The following is a 16684-nucleotide window of genomic DNA, read 5'->3' as shown; positions in this document are numbered from 1 at the left end:
GCTCTTCCGGATCGTCGGCGTCGACGGGAACGTAGGCGGCGCCCGCCGCGAGGATCGACAGGATCGCCACGTACAGCGAACGCGAACCTGACGGCATCCTGATTCCGACGCGGTCACCTGCGCCGACGCCGGCATCACCGAGCCAGCGCGCACCGAGCGCGATCTCGTCGAGCAACTCCGAGTACGACAGTGTGGTGTCGCCGTCGTCGATGGCAGGTGCTTCCGGGTTGGCCTCGGCTGAGGCCCGCACGATGTCGATGAGCGTGCGCGGCGCAGGTGCATGCGCCGACCGTAGGAATACGGACGGAATCCCGAAAGATTGTTCCGTCTCCGACTGCGACTGGAGTGGCAAACCCGTTGGTCCTGTTCTACTCACGAAACTTAGAGTCCTGCGAACTGTCGAGTTGAAAGTCTCATGACAAGTTTGCGAGTTGGTGAACAGATATGCCTAATGCAACATGCCGAACGTGCCGGTCAGTCCGTACTGGCAGCTTGCGCGTGGCCTTCTGCCGAGTCGGCGAACTCGGGTGTGTCGAACACCTCTCCGCCCAGTGGATCGACGACCTTCGATTCCTCGGAGAAGTCGACGGCGCCGGTATCCGGGTCGATGTTGACCGCATGGGCGGGGACTTCGTGGACCGCGACGAGCATGTGGGCGTCGGAGGGATCCGTCATGATCCCGCTTTGTGACGGGGTGAGCCCGGCGAAGGTCGACGAGATCTTCAGATCGCGGAGCCGCTTTTCGGTGGGTTGCGGAACGTCGGTTGATGTCGAGGTATTTGTAGAAACCCGCAGGTAGCGCGGTGCCGAAGCGACCTCGTATCGGAACGCCTTCAGCATCGACAGACATGCCAGCACCATGATGACCGAGAACGGTACCGCCGTGGCGATGGCAACGGTTTGCAGCGCCGTGAGCGATCCACTGCCACCCACGATGAGGAGAACTGCGGCCGCGGCACCGGAGAGGAACGTCCAGTAGACACGCGTGATCTTGGAGGTCTCCAAGCTGCCACCGGTCGCAAGGATGTCGATGACGATCGAGCCGGAATCCGCGGACGTGACGAAGAAGAAGACGATCACGACGATCGCGAGAACACTCGAAATCGTTCCGAGCGGAAGTCCGTCGAGAAGCGTGAACAATGACGTGTTGGTGTCCACTGAGCCGGATGCGTCGAGCATCGTGCCCTCGTTGCGCTGACGCAGAATGCCGGAGTTACCGAAGATCGTGAACCACAACGAACCAACCAGCGTCGGGGCCAGCAGTACACCGAAGACGAATTCGCGGATGGTGCGGCCGCGTGAGATGCGCGCGATGAACATGCCGACGAACGGTGCCCAGCTCATCCACCAACCCCAGTAGAAGATGGTCCATGCGCCCTGCCAGCCGTCTTCGGCGAACGGGGACGTGCGCAGCATCAGTTCGGGCAAGGCCTGGACGTATCCGCCGAGGTTCTGCACCCACGACTGCATGAGGAACAGCGTCGGTCCCAGAATCAGGACGAACAGTGCCAGCGCGGCAGCGAGCATCATGTTGATGTTGGAGAGCCACTTGAGGCCCTTGGTGACGCCGGAGACGACCGAGAAGGTGGCCATGCCCGTCACGATGACGATGATGGTGATGACCAACCAGTTGTCGGTCTCCACCCAGCCGAGGTAGTCGAGGCCGGCCGAGATCTGCTGGACACCGAAGCCCAGCGACGTCGCGACACCGAACAGCGTGCCGACGATGGCGACGACGTCGATGGCGTGGCCGATCTTTCCTTCGATGCGAGCCCGTCCGAGGAGCGGCTCGAGCAACCAACGGATCGAGAGCGGACGACCCTTGCGGTAGGTCATGTACGCCAGACCAAGGCCGACGACGACGTAGATCGCCCATGCATGAAGGCCCCAGTGGAACAGCGTAAGTTCCATCGCTTGATTGGCTGCGGCGTCCGTGGATCCCGCGATCTGCCCGGCGACGGGAGGGTTCACATAGTGCGAAAGGGGTTCTGCCACTCCGTAGAACACGAGGCCGATGCCCATCCCGGCGCTGAAGAGCATCGCGAACCACGAGAGCATGCCGAACTCGGGTTGCTCGTCGTCGCGCCCCAATCGGATGTTGCCGATGCGGCTGATTCCGCAGTACAGCGCAAAGATCACGAAACCGGTAGCCGAGAGGATGTACCACCAGCCGACGCCGTCGCTGATCACGTTGTTGAGAGTTTCGAAAGCATCCGCAGCGGTTCCCGCATAGATCACGGCAAAGGCGATCAGGGCAAAGATCACTATCGACGCGGGGATGAACACGGGTTTCCGTAGTTCACGCCACGCAGTTTTGACCGCAGTCATTCCACTCCTCGAACGTTCAGGCATTCACAGCGCCCATACGGGCAGCCACGTGTCACGCGTAGGTGGGCGTTGCGCTCACACCATCGCAGGTCAAGACCGGGCTATTGCTTTGAAATTCAACGTAACGTCAAGTTTCGGTCAACTCAACTGGACGAAAGATGCTGCACTGTCGCGAAAGTTCTCACTGGATACCGTAGTTCCGGTTGTAAATCGTTGGGTAATAGTGGCATTGGGCCATGAGTGGAATGCTGAACGGCGAATTCGATTGGTACGGTGAGTTGAATCGGTCGAGTCGACGCTCACCGATTGACCACATTTGTCAAACTCGGCGAAACAGCCTGTCGGTCAGGTGGTTAACTCCTGGTGTGCTTGCCCGATCGTGGCGGTCAGGTGTCGATACCTAACTGTGATTGTGATGGTCGCAACTATCAGTGTTGCGGGCCCTGTTCGCCCCGCTGAGCGTCGATCAGATCCATCGCATCCTTCAGACCCAAGCCCGGATGCAGTTCGCGTAGTGCCTTGATTGCCGGAATACGGTCGTCAGTCGACGCGAGTGCGCTACGGACGTCGTCGGCGGGTATTTCGGTGGGGGCAGTCGTCCCTTCCCACCACACCGACTGAGGTTTGTTCCTGTTTCGCCAGGCTTGGCCTGCGTAGTACGCAGACCCGACCGTCGCGAAAAGCCAGATTGCGAGGAATGTCCAATTCCAAGCTGTGGGTTCTGTGATGACCTTGTCGATGGTGCTTGGGCCGAAGAAAACGAGAAGCCAGGCCAGCACGATCGTCTGCCACCATCGCTCGACGCGCCTGCTCGGATTCCACCACTCGGCCATCGATCGATACTCGCACAGTGCTGCGGTTTCGATGCGACGATGGAGATCATGGAGATTCGTGATGCGGTGGAGCGATTTCGAGGGGAATCAGGGACCTCGACGATCTTCGGAGAACCGCACCAGACCAGCGACGGATCGACGATCATCACGGTTTCGCGTCTACACCGGCGGTGGCGCCGCGACCCGATACCGGTGCCAGTGGGAGTGTTCTCGATCCACGAGGGTGAGCCGTCGTGGTCACCGGCCGTCGATCACACCAGGGCGGCTTTGATGGGGGAGTTCATCGGGTTGGCGGCCGCAGTGATCGCAACTCTGGCCGTTCTACGTCGTCCGCCCTGGCCTGATGTGACGATTCAGAAGGGGTGACCCAGAATTACGCCGATCAGTTGGAACGGCATCGCGAGGAACATCGATCCGACGTAGAGCGGATAGCGAATCGGATCGCCGGCGAGGTAACCCTCGGCGAGCCAGGCCATGACGTCTGCTGATCCCATAGTCGTTACTTCCCTTCGCTGTTGTGGTTCACCGACATTTTCGGTCGTGGGAGTTGTTTTGTTACAGGCGAACTCGAAGGAGGAGTACATGTGAAGGCAGTTTCGACGCAGCAAACGTCGTCAAGCGAGATCCCCGGGGGCGGCGTCCTCTAACAGCTAAGTCTCGATACTTAGCACTGTGCCGTAGTGAAATCTGTGCGTTCTGCACATGTCGGGACAATTCGGTGAGCCCTACAGTCGCTGCATGACAACGACACCTTCTCCTCTCTCAGGCAAGACCGTCGTACTGATCGGCGGCGGAACAGGCATCGGGCTGCGAGTGGCGCAGCTTGCCGTCGACGCCGGTGCGCAGGTAGTTCTCGGCGGCCGAACCGCATCCAAGCTCGAAGCAGCGGCCGCGCAGCTGGGTGAGGCGGCGCACTGGTTCACCGTCGACACCTCCGACGACGACTCGGTGAAAGCGTTCTTCACCAACATCCCCAGCGTCGATGCGCTCTTCACCACGGCTGCCGATTACCAGGTCGGCTCGTTCCGTGAACAGAGCGTCGAGGAAGCGGCGTCGCCGTTCACCTCCAAGTTCTGGGGGCAGTACCGCGTCGTGCACGCTGCGCTCGACAAGCTGACACCCACCGCATCGGTGGTCCTCATGTCCGGCGCTGCCAGTGTGCGGCCACCCGCAGCTGCCGCGGCATACGTTGCAGCCAACGCGGCAATCGAGGGGCTCGGGCGGGGGCTGGCGGTCGAACTGTCGCCGATCCGCGTCAACACTGTCGCTCCCGGAACCATCGACGGGCATCTGTGGGCTCAGCGCCCGGCGGAGGTTCGGGAGGCCGCGTTCACCTGGAGTGCCGAGAACAACGTGCTCGGCCGCGTCGGGAACGAAGACGAGATTGCACAAGCGGTGTTCTATCTCTTCACCAACACGTACACAACGGGTTCCACGCTGTACCCCGACGGCGGGTACGCGTTGCGTTAGACCCGTGCCATTTGGCGACTGTGTGAAATGACGACTGTGCGAAATGCATTGTCGTAACACGAAGAAACGCCAATTCGCCCATAGGCGTGACCCCTGCCACATTCGTACCGTCTTCTCCGAGAACACTTCCCAACTATTCGAGGAGTCCGTCATGAAAAACACGTCAACGACCGCCGCCGGCGGTGAAGTGTCCGACGGTGACGACTACGCGCTCACCCGCGTTCCCGACGAAGCACGATATTCGTGGTTCTCGGTGGCAGTACAGCGATTCGGTCAGGTATCGGCACTCGCACAGTTCTTGCTCGGTGCGACGCTCGGCTACGGTATGACGTTCTGGAATGCCTTCTGGGCATTGACAGTCGGGGCGGTGATTCTCGAGGTCGTCTGTATTTTCATCGGCATCATCGGGGTTCGTGAAGGGCTCAACACATCGGGGGTCGCACGCTGGTGTGGATTCGGGCACGCAGGTTCCGCGGTGATCGGTTTGGTGATCGGGGTCAGCCTGATCGGTTGGTTCGGCATACAATCTGCTGTCTCTGCATCAGGTTTGCACGGAATCATGCCGTTTCTGCCGCAGTGGGCGTGGGCTTTGGCCTTCGGTCTCCTGATCACCGCGATAGTCCTTCGCGGGTTCGGATCCATGCAACTGATCGCCAACATCACCGTTCCGCTGTTCCTGATCCTGGTCGGTTGGGCCGTCATCGCCGAACTGCGTAATCACTCGCTGTCAGATCTGATGACATCTGCTCCAGCCGGGCCGGAGCTCAGCTTCCTCGCCGGAACTACCATCGTCGCAGGCGGTTTCATTGCCGGAGCCGTGATCACACCCGACATGACGCGCTTCAACCGCACGGCAGGCGATGTCGTGAAGCAGACGCTCGTCGGAATAACGTTGGGCGAATACGTGATCGGGCTGACCGGTGTTCTCCTTGCCCATGCCGTTCGCAGTTCCGATATCGCCACGATCATCCTGTCGTCGGTCGGCTGGGTCGGCGTTCTCATCATTGTTCTCGGGACTTTCAAGATCAACGACTGGAACCTGTACAGTTCGGGGCTCGGCATCGTGAACTTCATCGACGTCGTGTTCGGTCGACGGATCAATCGCGCAGTTGTCACAGCAGTTGTCGGCATCACCGGTTCGGTCCTCGCGGCTGCCGGAATCCTGAACTCGTTCACCGACTTCCTGATCCTGTTGGGCGTCGGATTCCCGCCGATCGCCGGGATCATGGTGGCGGAATACTTCATCGTCAAGACATGGCGCAAGGATCTGGAGGAGAGTCGAGCTGCGGGTACCCTCCCGAACTCGGCACCCACTTGGGTACCGGCCACGCTGGTGATCTGGATCGTCTCGGCGCTGATCGGTCATTACAGCACCTTCGGCCTGCCGTCGATCAACGCGGTGGCCTCGGCCTTCGTTCTCTACGTCGTCGCGGGTCGACTCGGCCTGATTCGCGGAGTCGGACGCACCGCAACCGAAGCGCCGCAAGAGACTTCGGGAAGATCTGCGCTCACGCACTAGCACGGCACACACTGTAGAAGGGAGTTCGCGATGCGAATCGGAATCGACGTCGGTGGTACGAACACCGATGCGGTCCTGATGGACGGGACCACCGTCATCGGGCATGTCAAACACTCGACCAGCAAGGACATCACCGGCGGAATCGGCGGAGCTCTGACGGCGCTGCAGCAGCAGTACTCGTTCTCTCCCAGCGCTGTTCAAGCAGTGATGATCGGCACGACGCACTTTCTCAACGCTCTCATCGAGCAACGCGGACTTGCACCGACAGCGGCTCTGCGATTGGGGCTTCCGGCGACCGCCGCGCTTCCGCCGATGGTGGGGTGGCCGCGAGACCTGGTCTCCGCTGTGCAAGGAAGGCACTACCTCGCTCACGGTGGGCACGAGTTCGACGGTCGTCGTATCTCGCCGCTGGACCCCGACGAGATTCGCCGCCATGCCGCCGATATGGCTCGCAGCGGTACTCGTTCGGTCGCAATATCTTCGGTGTTCTCTCCGGTCAATCTCGAATGCGAAGCGGCCGCCGCGGAGATCGTGCGTGAGGAACTCGGCCCGGACGTCGCAATTTCGCTCTCGCACGAGATCGGTCGAGTGGGTCTACTCCAGCGGGAGAACGCGACCATCATCAATGCTGCGCTGCGCGAGCTCGCCGATCACATCGTCGACGGTCTTGCCCGATCTTTGGTCGAGCACGGCATTGTCGCGCCGCTGTACCTGAGCCAGAACGACGGAACCTTGATGGACATCGAGTACGCGAGGCGTTATCCGGTGGCGACTTTCGCTTCGGGGCCGACCAACTCCATGCGAGGCGCCGCTGTTCTGTCCGGTCTGGCCAGCTGTGCGGTGATCGACATCGGGGGCACCACTACCGACGTGGGCGTATTGACCAACGGTTTCCCCAGAGAAGCCACCACGGAGGTGACGGTCGCGGGGGTACGGACCAATTTCCGTATGCCGGACGTCTTCTCGATCGGTATCGGTGGTGGTTCGGTGGTGGATGCAGACGGACTCACAGTCGGACCCGAATCTGTGGGATACGAATTGGGTTCACGGGCACTCGTATTCGGCGGTGACACGTTGACGGCCACCGACATAGCCGTCGCGGCAGGCTTGGTCGACGTCGGAGATCGCAGTGCGGTGGCGCACCTCGACCGCGGCCTGGTGTCGACGGCACTCGACCGGATCTCGCGCCGAGTCGCCGACGCCGTGGAACAGATGCGGACCACGTCGGATCCACTTCCCGTTGTGGCGGTTGGCGGGGGATCGGTACTGCTGGAGCGTGAACTCCCGGGCCTGGGAACGGTGATTCGTCCTGAGCGCTTCGATGTTGCCAATGCGATCGGCGCTGCGATCGCGCAGGTCAGTGGTGAGGTAGATCGAGTCGAAGCGGTGCGGGACGGGCACCGGCAGGTTTTTGCCGACGATGCTCGCCAGGAGGCGATCGATCGGGCAGTCGCAGCAGGCGCACGGCCCGAGTCGGTGCAGATCGTGGAGTTCGACGAGGTCCCGATTCCGTATCTGCCGGGCAACGCAACACGTATTCGAGTGAAGGCAGTCGGTGACTTGGCACTGCACAGTGGTTTGGTCTCCACCGGTCAGGAGGGCTCACGATGAGTTGGACACTACGAACGGCGGATCTCGACGACCTCGCCAGGGGCGCAGCCTTGTTGGGCACCGGCGGCGGGGGAGATCCGTTCGTCGGCAAGATGTTGGTCACGCAGGCGCTCGGTGAGGCCGGTGAAATCACAATTCTCGATCCGGAGGAGCTTGACGACGACGCGTGGGTGATTCCCGTCGCGCAGATGGGTGCCCCGACCGTCGTGGTCGAAAAGATGCCGCGCGGAACCGAACCCGAGCTGGCGCTGATCACGTTGGAGAAGCACACGGGTCGAACTGCAGATGCCACGATGCCGATGGAGTGCGGCGGAATCAATTCGATGATTCCGTTGCTGGTGGCCGCACGGCGCGGCCTGCCGGTTGTCGACGCCGACGGGATGGGGCGAGCCTTTCCTCAGCTCGAGATGGAAACCTTCTCGGTGTACGGGATTTCGGCGAGTCCGCTCGCCATGGCGAACGAGCACGACGAGGTGGCGATCTTCGACACCGGAAGTGACAACAGCAGATTGGAGGGCCTCGCCCGCGGGGTGACGTCGAGGTTCGGTGGGATGGCGCACATCGCGCAGTACTCGATGACGGGTGCAGATGTGAAGCGGACGGCGATCCCACGGACTCTGTCGTTGGCCATGACCATCGGCCGGTCCATCAGACTTTCACGTGAGCAGCGGGTGGACCCGGTGCGGGCGCTTGTCGACAGTCTCGCCGACACGCTCTACGGATACGGGCGAGTTCTCTTTCACGGCAAGGTGATCGATGTCGACAGGCGAACCGATGAGGGGTTCGCTCGGGGTTCGGTGCGGATCGCCGGCGTCGGAGACGAAGAGCTGGAAGTTCAGTTCCAGAACGAAAATCTGATCGCCGTCCAATCCGGAGTGATGGTGGCGATCGTGCCAGACCTGATCTGCATCGTCGAGGCCGATACCGCCGAACCCGTCACCACCGAGGGCTTGCGGTACGGGCAGCGCGTTGCGGTCATCGGGATCGCGACCCCACCCATCATGAGAACCCCGGAGGCACTGGCGGTCTTCGGCCCGGCTAGCTTCGGGCTCGATCGCCCGTTCCTGCCGGTGGAGACACTCGAGCAACCTGTACTGGCAGAATAGCGAGCCGTGAGCAGGCTGCACGCGGTCCGGGAGGCCGACCTCGACGCGATCGCAGCGGGGGCGGTGGTCCTGGGCTGCGGCGGGGGCGGCGATCCACGCTTGTTCGTGGAATTGCTGCGTCCACTGATGACGTCTACTTCGGTGGAGGTCATCGCGCCGGACCAGTTGCCGGAGGAGGCATTGGTGATGCCGGTGGGAATCGTCGGATCGGCCCTGGCCTTGGAGGAGCAATTGCCCTCCGGGCGTGAGTTTGCAGATACTGCAGCAGCTTTGACGCGCTGGACCGGGAAGCGTCCGACCGCGGTGATGACTTTCGAAGGCGGTGGACTCAACGCTCTCTCCGGCATTGCGGCGGCGTTGGCGTTGGGAATTCCCGTGGTCGACGCGGACCTGCTGGGTCGAGCGATGCCGCGGCTCGATCACTTCTCTCTCGCCGCAGCCGGGTTGGAATTGTGCCCGGTCACACTCGCCCAGCCCGGCGGCCTCATTACCGTCGTCGACGGAGTGGATGTGCTCGGCGCCGAGGTAGCAGTGCGGTCGTTGATCGGGAGAACCAGCGGTTGGGGCGCTCTGGCGATCGCGTCGATCGATGCGCGGACGGTGCAGGAGGCGTGCATTCCGGGAACTCTCTCCCGAGCACACGAACTGGGTCAGCACATCGGGGCCCTGGGCAGTTGGCAGGAGATCGCGGAGAGCTCCGGGGCCCTGGTAATGGGGACTGGCCGGGTGCGTGCGGTCCGTCGTAGTCGTCCGGACACCGGCGATCGTCGGGGCAGCGTGATTCTCGAACACGATTCTGCGGTGATACGAGTCGAATTCGAGAGTGAGTTCCTGACCGTCGCGTTGGACGGCGAGATGATTGCAACGTGCCCGGACATCGTGACGTTGCTCGACGTGCGGACCGGCGCCTTCGTCTCGTGTGAATCCGTGCACCAGGGGCACGATGTGGCCGTGTTGGTTCTTCCCGGTCCACAGTGGTGGGCGGAAGAAGTGGGCAGATTGAAAGTTGTCGGCCCGCGGGCATTCGGGATCGACCACGACGCAGTGCTGATGGAGGCGCGATGAGCGCGAGTGTTTCGGCGTTGCTGAACAACCCGGCCTTTGTCGGGCTGTATCGACTGGCCGGGGAGGGTGATCCCGTCGTGACGACAGTGGGAGCACTCACCGGGGAATCGGCACAGTCGGCCGAGGCCGTGTCGGGTGCGGCGAGTTCAGGATCAGTTCTGGTAATTCTCGATCGAATCGACATCGGGGAGTGGAGATTCGACGCTCTCCTTCGGCGCACAGCGGCGACCGGCTGCCAGGTGGTCGCTGTGCACAGCGCTGCGGCGGAGGATGCGAGTCTCTCGTTGCTTGCCGATCGGCTCGGACTGGTGGTGCTCGGAGTATCCGACCCGTGGCAGTTCAGCGTGGATCTTCGTGATCTTCTCTCGAATTCGCGGGCGGTGATGGCCGACGCAGTACTGCGGGCGACACACGCGGGCCAACGAGCCGGAGGAAGCGTCGAGAATCTTCTGTCGGTGCTACTGAACACCTTTCAGCGTTCATTCTTTCTCCTGGACACGTCCGGACGTCCGATGACCGGCGCCGACCTGTTGTCAGACGCTGATCGAGCAGCTGCCGGTATGTTGTCGGGTCGCGGGGCGCCCACCACGGTCGAATTGGACTCCGGCGGGGTCCTGATTGCGTGCCCGGTGATGTCCGGCGCAGCCCGAGAGCCCTGGCTGGCGGTGCTGCTCCCGGTGCGTCAAAGCGTCGAAGAGGCTTCTCTCTCAGTGGTTCTCGACGTGGCCTCGTTGGCTGCCGGGCACCGACTGGCCGTTGCGCGCATGGTCGACGAGCGTGAAGCGCGCCGGCGTAGCGCGTTGCTCGGTGAACTGATCGACACGTCAGCAGACGCCACACCCGGACTGCTCCGGCGCGCACTCGACGCGGGTTGGATGCTGGACGGATGGCACATCGGCATCAAAGTCCTGGCGGTCGGTGAGGTCGACCTGGTGGCAAGACGCAGCGAGGTTGCAGATGCTCTCGCCGCCGAGGGAATCGACGCCAATGTCGTGGAACAGGCTGACGGCTGGGCGGCGTGGACGACTCTGCCAGGTGAGCCGCGACCGGAGGCGATCACCAGGATCGCCGAGTGCATCCGTGCAGCTCAGGCCAGGTTGGAACCCACGATGGAGACCTGGGTAGGTGTGGGACGCGCACACGACGGTCCGGCCGGAATCGGTTCGTCCCTGTCGGAGGCCGGGGATGCCGCTCGGCTCGCCGGTTCCCGATCTCAAACAGGTCGATTCCTGCACGTGGACCGCCTCGGGCTGGCGCAGTTGCTGCTGGCGTGGACGCGAACCGACACCTTCCAGCCTGCGGCCGCAGCATTGCTCGCACCGCTACGCGATTCCAATGGAGAGTTGCTCGAGACTCTGTCGACGTACCTCGACGAAGAATCGTCTCTGGCTCACACCGCAACCCGAATGGGGTTGCACCGCAACACCGTATCGAGTCGGATCGATAGAATTCAGCGCCTTCTCTCGGTGGATCTCGCAGATCCGGAAACGAGACTCGCGCTCCACCTTGCTTGCCGGACCATCGCGCCCTGACGGAGATCTTCGCGGCTTCGTCTTGACAAGCACGGGAGGTTCCTGCCATCCTCGTTGCCAGGTCACGAGTACCAGTGTTCAGCCCCGGCTTGCTGGTCGGCAACCCTCCTCCGCGGTGGGGTGCTCCGGGTGACGACCCGGCTGCGTTCGAAAACGAATGCGGCAAGCGCGGACTCTTCCGGGGCCATCTCCCGACGAACGAGTCCTTGAACGTGAGGATTGTCTTCGATGACTGCTGTATTGAGTGCCGACACCTGCTGCACCACCGCGATTGCCAAGGTTTCGGGTGCCGACCTGCAGGTTCCATTGGTTCAGGGTGGCGAATGCTCCTACGCCAACTTCGACTACGCCGCGAGTGCGCCGGCATTGGCCCAGGTCACCGACCGTATCGCCGAGTTGCTGCCGACATACGCCAGCGTCCACCGCGGTGCCGGCTACGCGTCCCGGATCTCCACGCTCACCTACGAGAACGCTCGTGAATCCGTTGCTCGTTTCGTGAACTGTGCCGACGATCAGGTTGTCGTCTTCACCCGGAACACCACCGATTCGCTGAACCTGCTTGCGCAGTGCGTCCCCGGCAGCACCGTCGTCCTCGACGTCGAGCATCACGCAAACCTGTTGCCGTGGAACGACGCTCGTATCGTCACCGCCGCAGACACCATCGAAGAAACGATCGAGCGTCTGATCGGTGAACTGTGCACCAAGCCTGCCGCGCTGCTCGCAATCACCGGGGCCTCCAACGTGACCGGTGAGATCCTGCCGATTGCACGTTTGGCTGACATCGCTCACCGTTGCGGCGCACGTATCCTCGTCGACGCTGCTCAGTTGGCTCCCCACCGTCGCATCGACCTGCAGGAATGCGGCGTCGACTACGTAGCGTTCTCGGGCCACAAGCTGTACGCGCCCTTCGGCGCCGGCGTTCTCGTCGGCCGCCGTGACTGGCTCGACGAAGCTCAGCCGTACCTCGCCGGCGGCGGCGCCGTGCGTGAGGTGACCATCGAGTCCACCGAGTGGGCTTGCGCGCCCGCACGCCACGAGGCGGGTTCCCCCAACGTGCTCGGTGCGGCAGCCATCGCGACCGCCTGCGAAACCCTGCACGCCCTGGACTTCGACGTGATCGCCGAGCATGAGAAGGCGCTCACCGCCCAGCTCACTGACGGCTTGTCCGCCATCGAGGGCGTCTCACTCGTGCGACTGTGGAACGACGCTCCTGACGCCGTCGGAATCGTCACCTTCACCGTTGACGGATTCGAAGCGGGCGAGATCGCCGCATTCCTCTCCGCCGAGCACGGCATCGGAGTTCGCGACGGTCGCTTCTGCGCACATCCGGTTCTCGCGCGCCTCGGCCTCTCCGGCGGTGCAGTTCGCGCCAGCCTCGGCCTCGGTAGCAGCTCGGACGACGTGACGCGGTTGGTCGACGCCGTGAACATCCTGGTTTCGAATCAGCGTGATTGGAAGTACGCGAAGGCGGCAGGTGCGTGGAACCCTGTGCCCGAGACCCGCCCCTTCCTCGGAGCCGCAGACGACAATGCCGGCGCAGCCGAGTGCGTCTGAGCTGAGCTCGGTCCCCGAAAACTCGAACGGACAACTAGCATGGCAGCCATGGCACCAGCGGATTTTCCCGCCACCCCTTCGAGAGTGAGCATCACTCTCGGTCAGTGGTGCCGTCGCCATGTCGATCTGTGCCGCACCTCTTCAGGAATGTGTTCGAGCTGACGATTCGTCTCGCTCATCCCATACTTTTCTGATTTTCGGAGGTCTCACATGTCTTCACTCGCTTCGCATTCTCTGCACGTAGCGGTCGAGTTGACCGGATTCGGTCACCATCCGGCCGCTGAGGGCGCACCCGGCAACCTGCCCATCATCGGCGGCGACTACTGGGTGGACCTCACCGAGGGTGAAAAGGCTCTCGATTTGGCTTCATTCCCTACCAATGTGGTTCGGATTCGCGCTGCGGATCTGCGTGAGGCACAGCTCGAACGCGCACGTATACGCGCTGCCGTCGCCGAAGAAGGACGCGATCCCGACAGCGTCGCAGTGCTGGTCGATCTCGAGATTCTGATCGCGCCGGAGGCTCGCTCCGCTCGTAAGGAGCTTGCGCAGTTGGACAGCGCGTTGACCTCGCCGCGGGTTCCCGTTTCGCTTCATTACGTCGGAACGCCTTCCGGTCTCGGCAGTTTGATCGCCGATATCCGAGCTGCGGAGGTCGCCGACGGCGTTACGTTGCTGCCTCTCGCATTGCCTCGAACGCTCGAGCATCTGGTGGACAGCACCATTCCGTGGCTTCAGGATCGCGGACTTGTCACACCGTCCACCGCAGTCGACGAGGTTCTCGGGCGTTTCGGACTGCCGCCCCGTCAGCGCACGCTTGCATCCTGATCGTCACCGATTGCATCTGCGTACAGGTGGAACAGCGACGGTAATTCGTCGGCACCGTCCACCTGTGCCAGAAGCGTCCAGCACTGCGCAGTGATCGACCGAGCCCTCGTGCCGATCCAGTTGGTGGGCAGTAGTTCCGGCGGCAACAGCGGATCCGGTTCCATGGCTCGCGTGAATTCCGCCGCGAGTTCGATGGTCATCGTGACAGCATCGGTACCCGGACTGTTCTGCAGTTTGTGCAGGCGTGCGGTCGCTACGTCGAGTAGCCGTTCGTATCCGTCAGCGATCTGGTCCAGTGGCCACAACTGCGCGGCAATCTTCACGGGGTCTTCGAGAGTGCCCACTTTCAGATCTCGAGTGGTGAGAGAAGACAGGTGCTGTTCGACGTCGAGTTCGGCGGCCGCATCGCGAATATACGGTTCCCAGGCGTGCGGCGAGACGTACAGACCGCCCTGGACGAGCGCGCCGCCGAGGTAGACGACCTTGGTGCGCAGCGCATCTCGCCCTTTCCGTGACGACTCCGGAATTGCGAATCCGGCCAGGTGCCAATACCCGTCCCACGGCGTCACAGTGTCGCGGTCTTGTCGATAGGCCAGCCGAACGAATTCGACGTCGGGTTCCATCTCGCGCAGGGCTTTCGGCGTTGCTCGTAGCGTGGCCTGCCGCCCGCGACCTTCCTGAGTGAACTTCCCCTCGGTGACCAACCGCTTGATGCACAGCCGAACCTGTTGATCAGTTTTGCCGAGGGCGTCGGCGGTGGCATAAAGGGTGCGTCCGTCGACAGTTCCGTCCGTGCGCAGTAGTCCCTCGATCAAGATCCTCGTGGGTACCTCGACGTCCCTGTCGGTCATCGCCATGTCCTTTCCTCGCTTCTCGACATCTTCGCCCACAACTGTACTATCGAATGCAATACGATCGTTTCAAATTCGTACGTTAGGGCGGGAAGATGGCAGCGGAATCGATGAGCGAGGGCAAGAGTAAGCCTCGTTTACGCAGGTGGATGGTTACTTCCCTGGCGGTGGTCGTTGTTCTGATCGCGACTCTGGTGGGCTGGACGCTGTACCAGAACACCTATGACATCCGTGAGGAAAAAGTGACGATCACCGGGGGATCGGTGCCGCTCCAGGGAGTCCTTGCACTGCCCGAACACGGTGACGGTCCCTTCGGGCTCGTGGTTTTCGTCCACGGAGACGGCCCGGTCGATGCAACACATGAGACGTTCTATCGACCGGTGTGGGAGGCGTTCGCAAAGGCGGGGTACGCGTCACTCTCCTGGGACAAGCCGGGGGTGAATGGGGCACCGGGCAATTGGCTCGACCAGAGCATGGACGATCGCGCGGCAGAAACGGAAGCGGCAATCGAGTGGGCGCGGGGACGTTCGGATATCGATCCGTCTCGGATCGGTCTGTGGGGTGCAAGCCAGGCAGGGTGGGTGATGCCCAAGGTGGTGAACCTCGACCCGGACGTAGCGTTCGTCATTGCCGTGGGTCCCGCGATCAACTGGCTCCAACAAGGCGAATTCAATACCCTAGCCGAACTTTCCGAGAGAAATGCGTCGGCCGACGAGTTCGAGAAAGCGCGGGTCGATCGTGCGAAGAACTTGGATCAGTTGGCCCGTGATGCATCGTTCGACGATCTCGTGGCCTCCGGCGAGGCCGACGGTCTCACCGAAGACCGGTGGAACTTCATCCGAAAGAACTACCTCTCGGATGCGCGAGCCGATCTCGAAACCGTGAAGGTTCCGGTGCTCTTGATCATCGGCGGACAAGACGTCAACGTCGACGTGGCTGATACCGAAAGGGTGTACCGCGAATTACTCGACTCGCCAGGGCAACTGGTGGTCAAGAAGTACCCCGACGCCACTCACTCGATTGTGGAGAAGGACCTCGAAGACTCGGAATTGATGTCGGCTCTGGTGGCCGTTCTTGCTCCCCGTTCGATCTTCGCTCCCGGCTATCTAGCGGATCAGACTGCATTTTTGGAGGGAATTCATGGCTGACGGAATCACGGTTGTCGCACTGGGTGGTGCCGGTGCCATGGGCTCGGCAGCAGTTCGTCTGGCCGCAACATTGCCGGGAATCGGCAAGGTAGTAGTCGCGGATCGCGATATCGATGCTGCGAAGCGTCTTTCAGTTGAACTGGCGCAGGCCTCAGCGGAAGTCGAGGCGCGCAGCATCGACGTCACGGACGGTCGCACGCTACGTGAATTGCTTGACGGCGCAGACGTGGTCGTCAATACGGTCGGACCGTTCTTCCGTTTCGGCGTCGGCATTCTCCAGGCAGCGATCGAGACCGGGACTCACTATCTCGACATCTGCGACGACTGGGAGCCGGCCGTCGACATGCTGGAATTGGACTGTGCCGCGAGGGGAGCCGGAATCTGTGCGGTAGTCGGCATGGGCGCAAGTCCCGGGATGAGTAACCTCCTGGCCGCAATGGCAGTCTCGCGATTGGACGTGGTCGACGATCTGTATACAGCCTGGCCGGTTGATGTCGAGGGCGAGGACGAGTCGGTGGACACATTGAGTGCAGCCGCCGTTCACTGGATGCAGCAGATCAGCGGCCAGGTTCCGGTGGTTCGTGCGGGGCGAATCGTCAACGAAGAACCGTTGCGTTCCATCGCACTCGAACTGCCCGGCGGACGTCGGGGGAACGCTTACGTGGTCGGGCATCCGGAGCCGGTGATGTTTCATCGGACCATCAATCCTGCGGGGCATTCGGCAAATCTGATGGTCATCACACCGGAAACCGTGGCGTTTCTCGACGTTCTCCGCGCCGACATCGACAAGGGGAGAATCGATCTCGACTCGGCCGCCGAAGAATTGGGCAAGCCTTCGCTCG

The 16684-nt window shown here is 62.2% G+C and carries 16 protein-coding genes and 1 riboswitch; of the genes, 11 read left to right on the top strand and 5 right to left on the bottom strand.

What is annotated here, in order from left to right; all coding sequences use genetic code 11:
- The 3 genes from A2J01_RS00750 to A2J01_RS00740 form a co-directional block, all read right to left on the bottom strand.
- The coding region (locus A2J01_RS00750; RefSeq protein WP_156519130.1) for an AMP-binding protein at window positions 1-352 on the bottom strand (352 nt) is incomplete at its 3' end.
- Window positions 353-474: 122 nt separating this feature from the next.
- Complete coding sequence (locus A2J01_RS00745; RefSeq protein ID WP_064111476.1) at window positions 475-2328, bottom strand: BCCT family transporter; 1854 nt, start codon at window positions 2326-2328, stop codon at window positions 475-477.
- A 428-nt stretch (window positions 2329-2756) separates the two neighbouring features.
- Window positions 2757-3161 carry a hypothetical protein gene (locus tag A2J01_RS00740; protein WP_064111474.1) on the bottom strand — a complete coding sequence of 135 codons (405 nt, stop codon included), beginning with the start codon at window positions 3159-3161 and terminating at the stop codon, window positions 2757-2759.
- 39 nt (window positions 3162-3200) lie between these two features.
- Here A2J01_RS00740 and A2J01_RS00735 point away from each other — a divergent pair, with 39 nt between their 5' ends.
- The gene (locus A2J01_RS00735; protein WP_039972778.1) at window positions 3201-3527 is read left to right on the top strand and encodes a hypothetical protein; all 327 of its coding nucleotides are present in this window, start codon (window positions 3201-3203) and stop codon (window positions 3525-3527) included.
- On the opposite strand, the gene A2J01_RS36195 is transcribed toward A2J01_RS00735, so the two are convergent.
- Window positions 3515-3655, bottom strand: a complete 141-nt coding sequence (locus tag A2J01_RS36195; RefSeq protein ID WP_003941170.1) for a hypothetical protein — start codon at window positions 3653-3655, stop codon at window positions 3515-3517. The genes A2J01_RS00735 and A2J01_RS36195 overlap by 13 nt on opposite strands.
- Window positions 3656-3899: 244 nt before the next feature.
- Here A2J01_RS36195 and A2J01_RS00730 point away from each other — a divergent pair, with 244 nt between their 5' ends.
- The 8 genes from A2J01_RS00730 to A2J01_RS00695 all read left to right on the top strand — a co-directional run bounded on the left by A2J01_RS00730 (window position 3900) and on the right by A2J01_RS00695 (window position 13843).
- The gene (locus A2J01_RS00730; RefSeq protein WP_042922757.1) at window positions 3900-4631 is read left to right on the top strand and encodes an SDR family oxidoreductase; all 732 of its coding nucleotides are present in this window, start codon (window positions 3900-3902) and stop codon (window positions 4629-4631) included.
- Window positions 4632-4782: 151 nt separating this feature from the next.
- Window positions 4783-6150: a purine-cytosine permease family protein gene (locus A2J01_RS00725; RefSeq protein WP_064111472.1), complete on the top strand. Its 1368-nt coding sequence runs from the start codon at window positions 4783-4785 to the stop codon at window positions 6148-6150.
- A 30-nt stretch (window positions 6151-6180) separates the two neighbouring features.
- A complete protein-coding gene (locus A2J01_RS00720) occupies window positions 6181-7761 on the top strand; it encodes a hydantoinase/oxoprolinase N-terminal domain-containing protein (RefSeq protein ID WP_054831716.1) in 1581 nt (526 codons plus the stop codon).
- Window positions 7758-8867, top strand: coding sequence for a DUF917 domain-containing protein (locus A2J01_RS00715; RefSeq protein WP_064111470.1), 1110 nt, complete (start codon window positions 7758-7760; stop codon window positions 8865-8867). Before A2J01_RS00720 ends, A2J01_RS00715 begins: the two co-directional genes overlap by 4 nt.
- Window positions 8868-8873: 6 nt before the next feature.
- Entirely contained in the window at window positions 8874-9932 is a 1059-nt protein-coding gene (locus A2J01_RS00710) for a DUF917 domain-containing protein (RefSeq protein ID WP_064111468.1), read from the top strand.
- A complete protein-coding gene (locus A2J01_RS00705; protein WP_064111466.1) occupies window positions 9929-11464 on the top strand; it encodes a PucR family transcriptional regulator in 1536 nt (511 codons plus the stop codon). The genes A2J01_RS00710 and A2J01_RS00705 overlap by 4 nt, the downstream gene beginning before the upstream one ends.
- A 60-nt stretch (window positions 11465-11524) precedes the next feature.
- Window positions 11525-11639: riboswitch (SAM riboswitch) on the top strand.
- Between the two features lie 53 nt (window positions 11640-11692).
- Window positions 11693-13018, top strand: coding sequence for an aminotransferase class V-fold PLP-dependent enzyme (locus A2J01_RS00700; protein ID WP_064111464.1), 1326 nt, complete (start codon window positions 11693-11695; stop codon window positions 13016-13018).
- Between the two features lie 210 nt (window positions 13019-13228).
- Window positions 13229-13843 (top strand): hypothetical protein, encoded by a 615-nt coding sequence (locus tag A2J01_RS00695; protein ID WP_042922755.1) that lies wholly within the window; start codon window positions 13229-13231, stop codon window positions 13841-13843.
- Here A2J01_RS00695 and A2J01_RS00690 read toward each other — a convergent pair.
- Window positions 13822-14700, bottom strand: a complete 879-nt coding sequence (locus A2J01_RS00690) for a DNA-binding transcriptional regulator (RefSeq protein WP_064111478.1) — start codon at window positions 14698-14700, stop codon at window positions 13822-13824. The genes A2J01_RS00695 and A2J01_RS00690 overlap by 22 nt on opposite strands.
- Window positions 14701-14843: 143 nt before the next feature.
- On the opposite strand from A2J01_RS00690, the gene A2J01_RS00685 reads away from it, so the two are divergent.
- Window positions 14844-15842 carry an alpha/beta hydrolase family protein gene (locus tag A2J01_RS00685; RefSeq protein WP_029254370.1) on the top strand — a complete coding sequence of 333 codons (999 nt, stop codon included), beginning with the start codon at window positions 14844-14846 and terminating at the stop codon, window positions 15840-15842.
- On the top strand, window positions 15835-16684 hold an 850-nt coding region (locus A2J01_RS00680; RefSeq protein ID WP_064111462.1), incomplete at its 3' end, for a saccharopine dehydrogenase family protein. The genes A2J01_RS00685 and A2J01_RS00680, both read left to right, overlap by 8 nt.

The sequence above is a fragment of the Rhodococcus sp. EPR-134 genome, from assembly GCF_001647205.1.
Taxonomy (GTDB): Bacteria; Actinomycetota; Actinomycetes; order Mycobacteriales; family Mycobacteriaceae; genus Rhodococcus_F; species Rhodococcus_F qingshengii.
The sequence above is the reverse complement of the archived record's forward strand: the minus strand, read 5'-3'. Positions and strand labels throughout refer to the sequence as shown.

What these genes read in the sequence shown, in the direction of transcription:
- A2J01_RS00745 (WP_064111476.1), bottom strand. Translation starts at nt 2,328, where the DNA reads ATGACTGCGGTCAAAACTGCGTGGCGTGAACTACGGAAACCCGTGTTC.
- A2J01_RS00740 (WP_064111474.1), bottom strand. Translation starts at nt 3,161, where the DNA reads ATGGCCGAGTGGTGGAATCCGAGCAGGCGCGTCGAGCGATGGTGGCAG.
- A2J01_RS00735 (WP_039972778.1), top strand. Translation starts at nt 3,201, where the DNA reads ATGGAGATCATGGAGATTCGTGATGCGGTGGAGCGATTTCGAGGGGAA.
- A2J01_RS36195 (WP_003941170.1), bottom strand. Translation starts at nt 3,655, where the DNA reads ATGGGATCAGCAGACGTCATGGCCTGGCTCGCCGAGGGTTACCTCGCC.
- A2J01_RS00730 (WP_042922757.1), top strand. Translation starts at nt 3,900, where the DNA reads ATGACAACGACACCTTCTCCTCTCTCAGGCAAGACCGTCGTACTGATC.
- A2J01_RS00725 (WP_064111472.1), top strand. Translation starts at nt 4,783, where the DNA reads ATGAAAAACACGTCAACGACCGCCGCCGGCGGTGAAGTGTCCGACGGT.
- A2J01_RS00720 (WP_054831716.1), top strand. Translation starts at nt 6,181, where the DNA reads ATGCGAATCGGAATCGACGTCGGTGGTACGAACACCGATGCGGTCCTG.
- A2J01_RS00715 (WP_064111470.1), top strand. Translation starts at nt 7,758, where the DNA reads ATGAGTTGGACACTACGAACGGCGGATCTCGACGACCTCGCCAGGGGC.
- A2J01_RS00705 (WP_064111466.1), top strand. Translation starts at nt 9,929, where the DNA reads ATGAGCGCGAGTGTTTCGGCGTTGCTGAACAACCCGGCCTTTGTCGGG.
- A2J01_RS00700 (WP_064111464.1), top strand. Translation starts at nt 11,693, where the DNA reads ATGACTGCTGTATTGAGTGCCGACACCTGCTGCACCACCGCGATTGCC.
- A2J01_RS00695 (WP_042922755.1), top strand. Translation starts at nt 13,229, where the DNA reads ATGTCTTCACTCGCTTCGCATTCTCTGCACGTAGCGGTCGAGTTGACC.
- A2J01_RS00690 (WP_064111478.1), bottom strand. Translation starts at nt 14,700, where the DNA reads ATGGCGATGACCGACAGGGACGTCGAGGTACCCACGAGGATCTTGATC.
- A2J01_RS00685 (WP_029254370.1), top strand. Translation starts at nt 14,844, where the DNA reads ATGGTTACTTCCCTGGCGGTGGTCGTTGTTCTGATCGCGACTCTGGTG.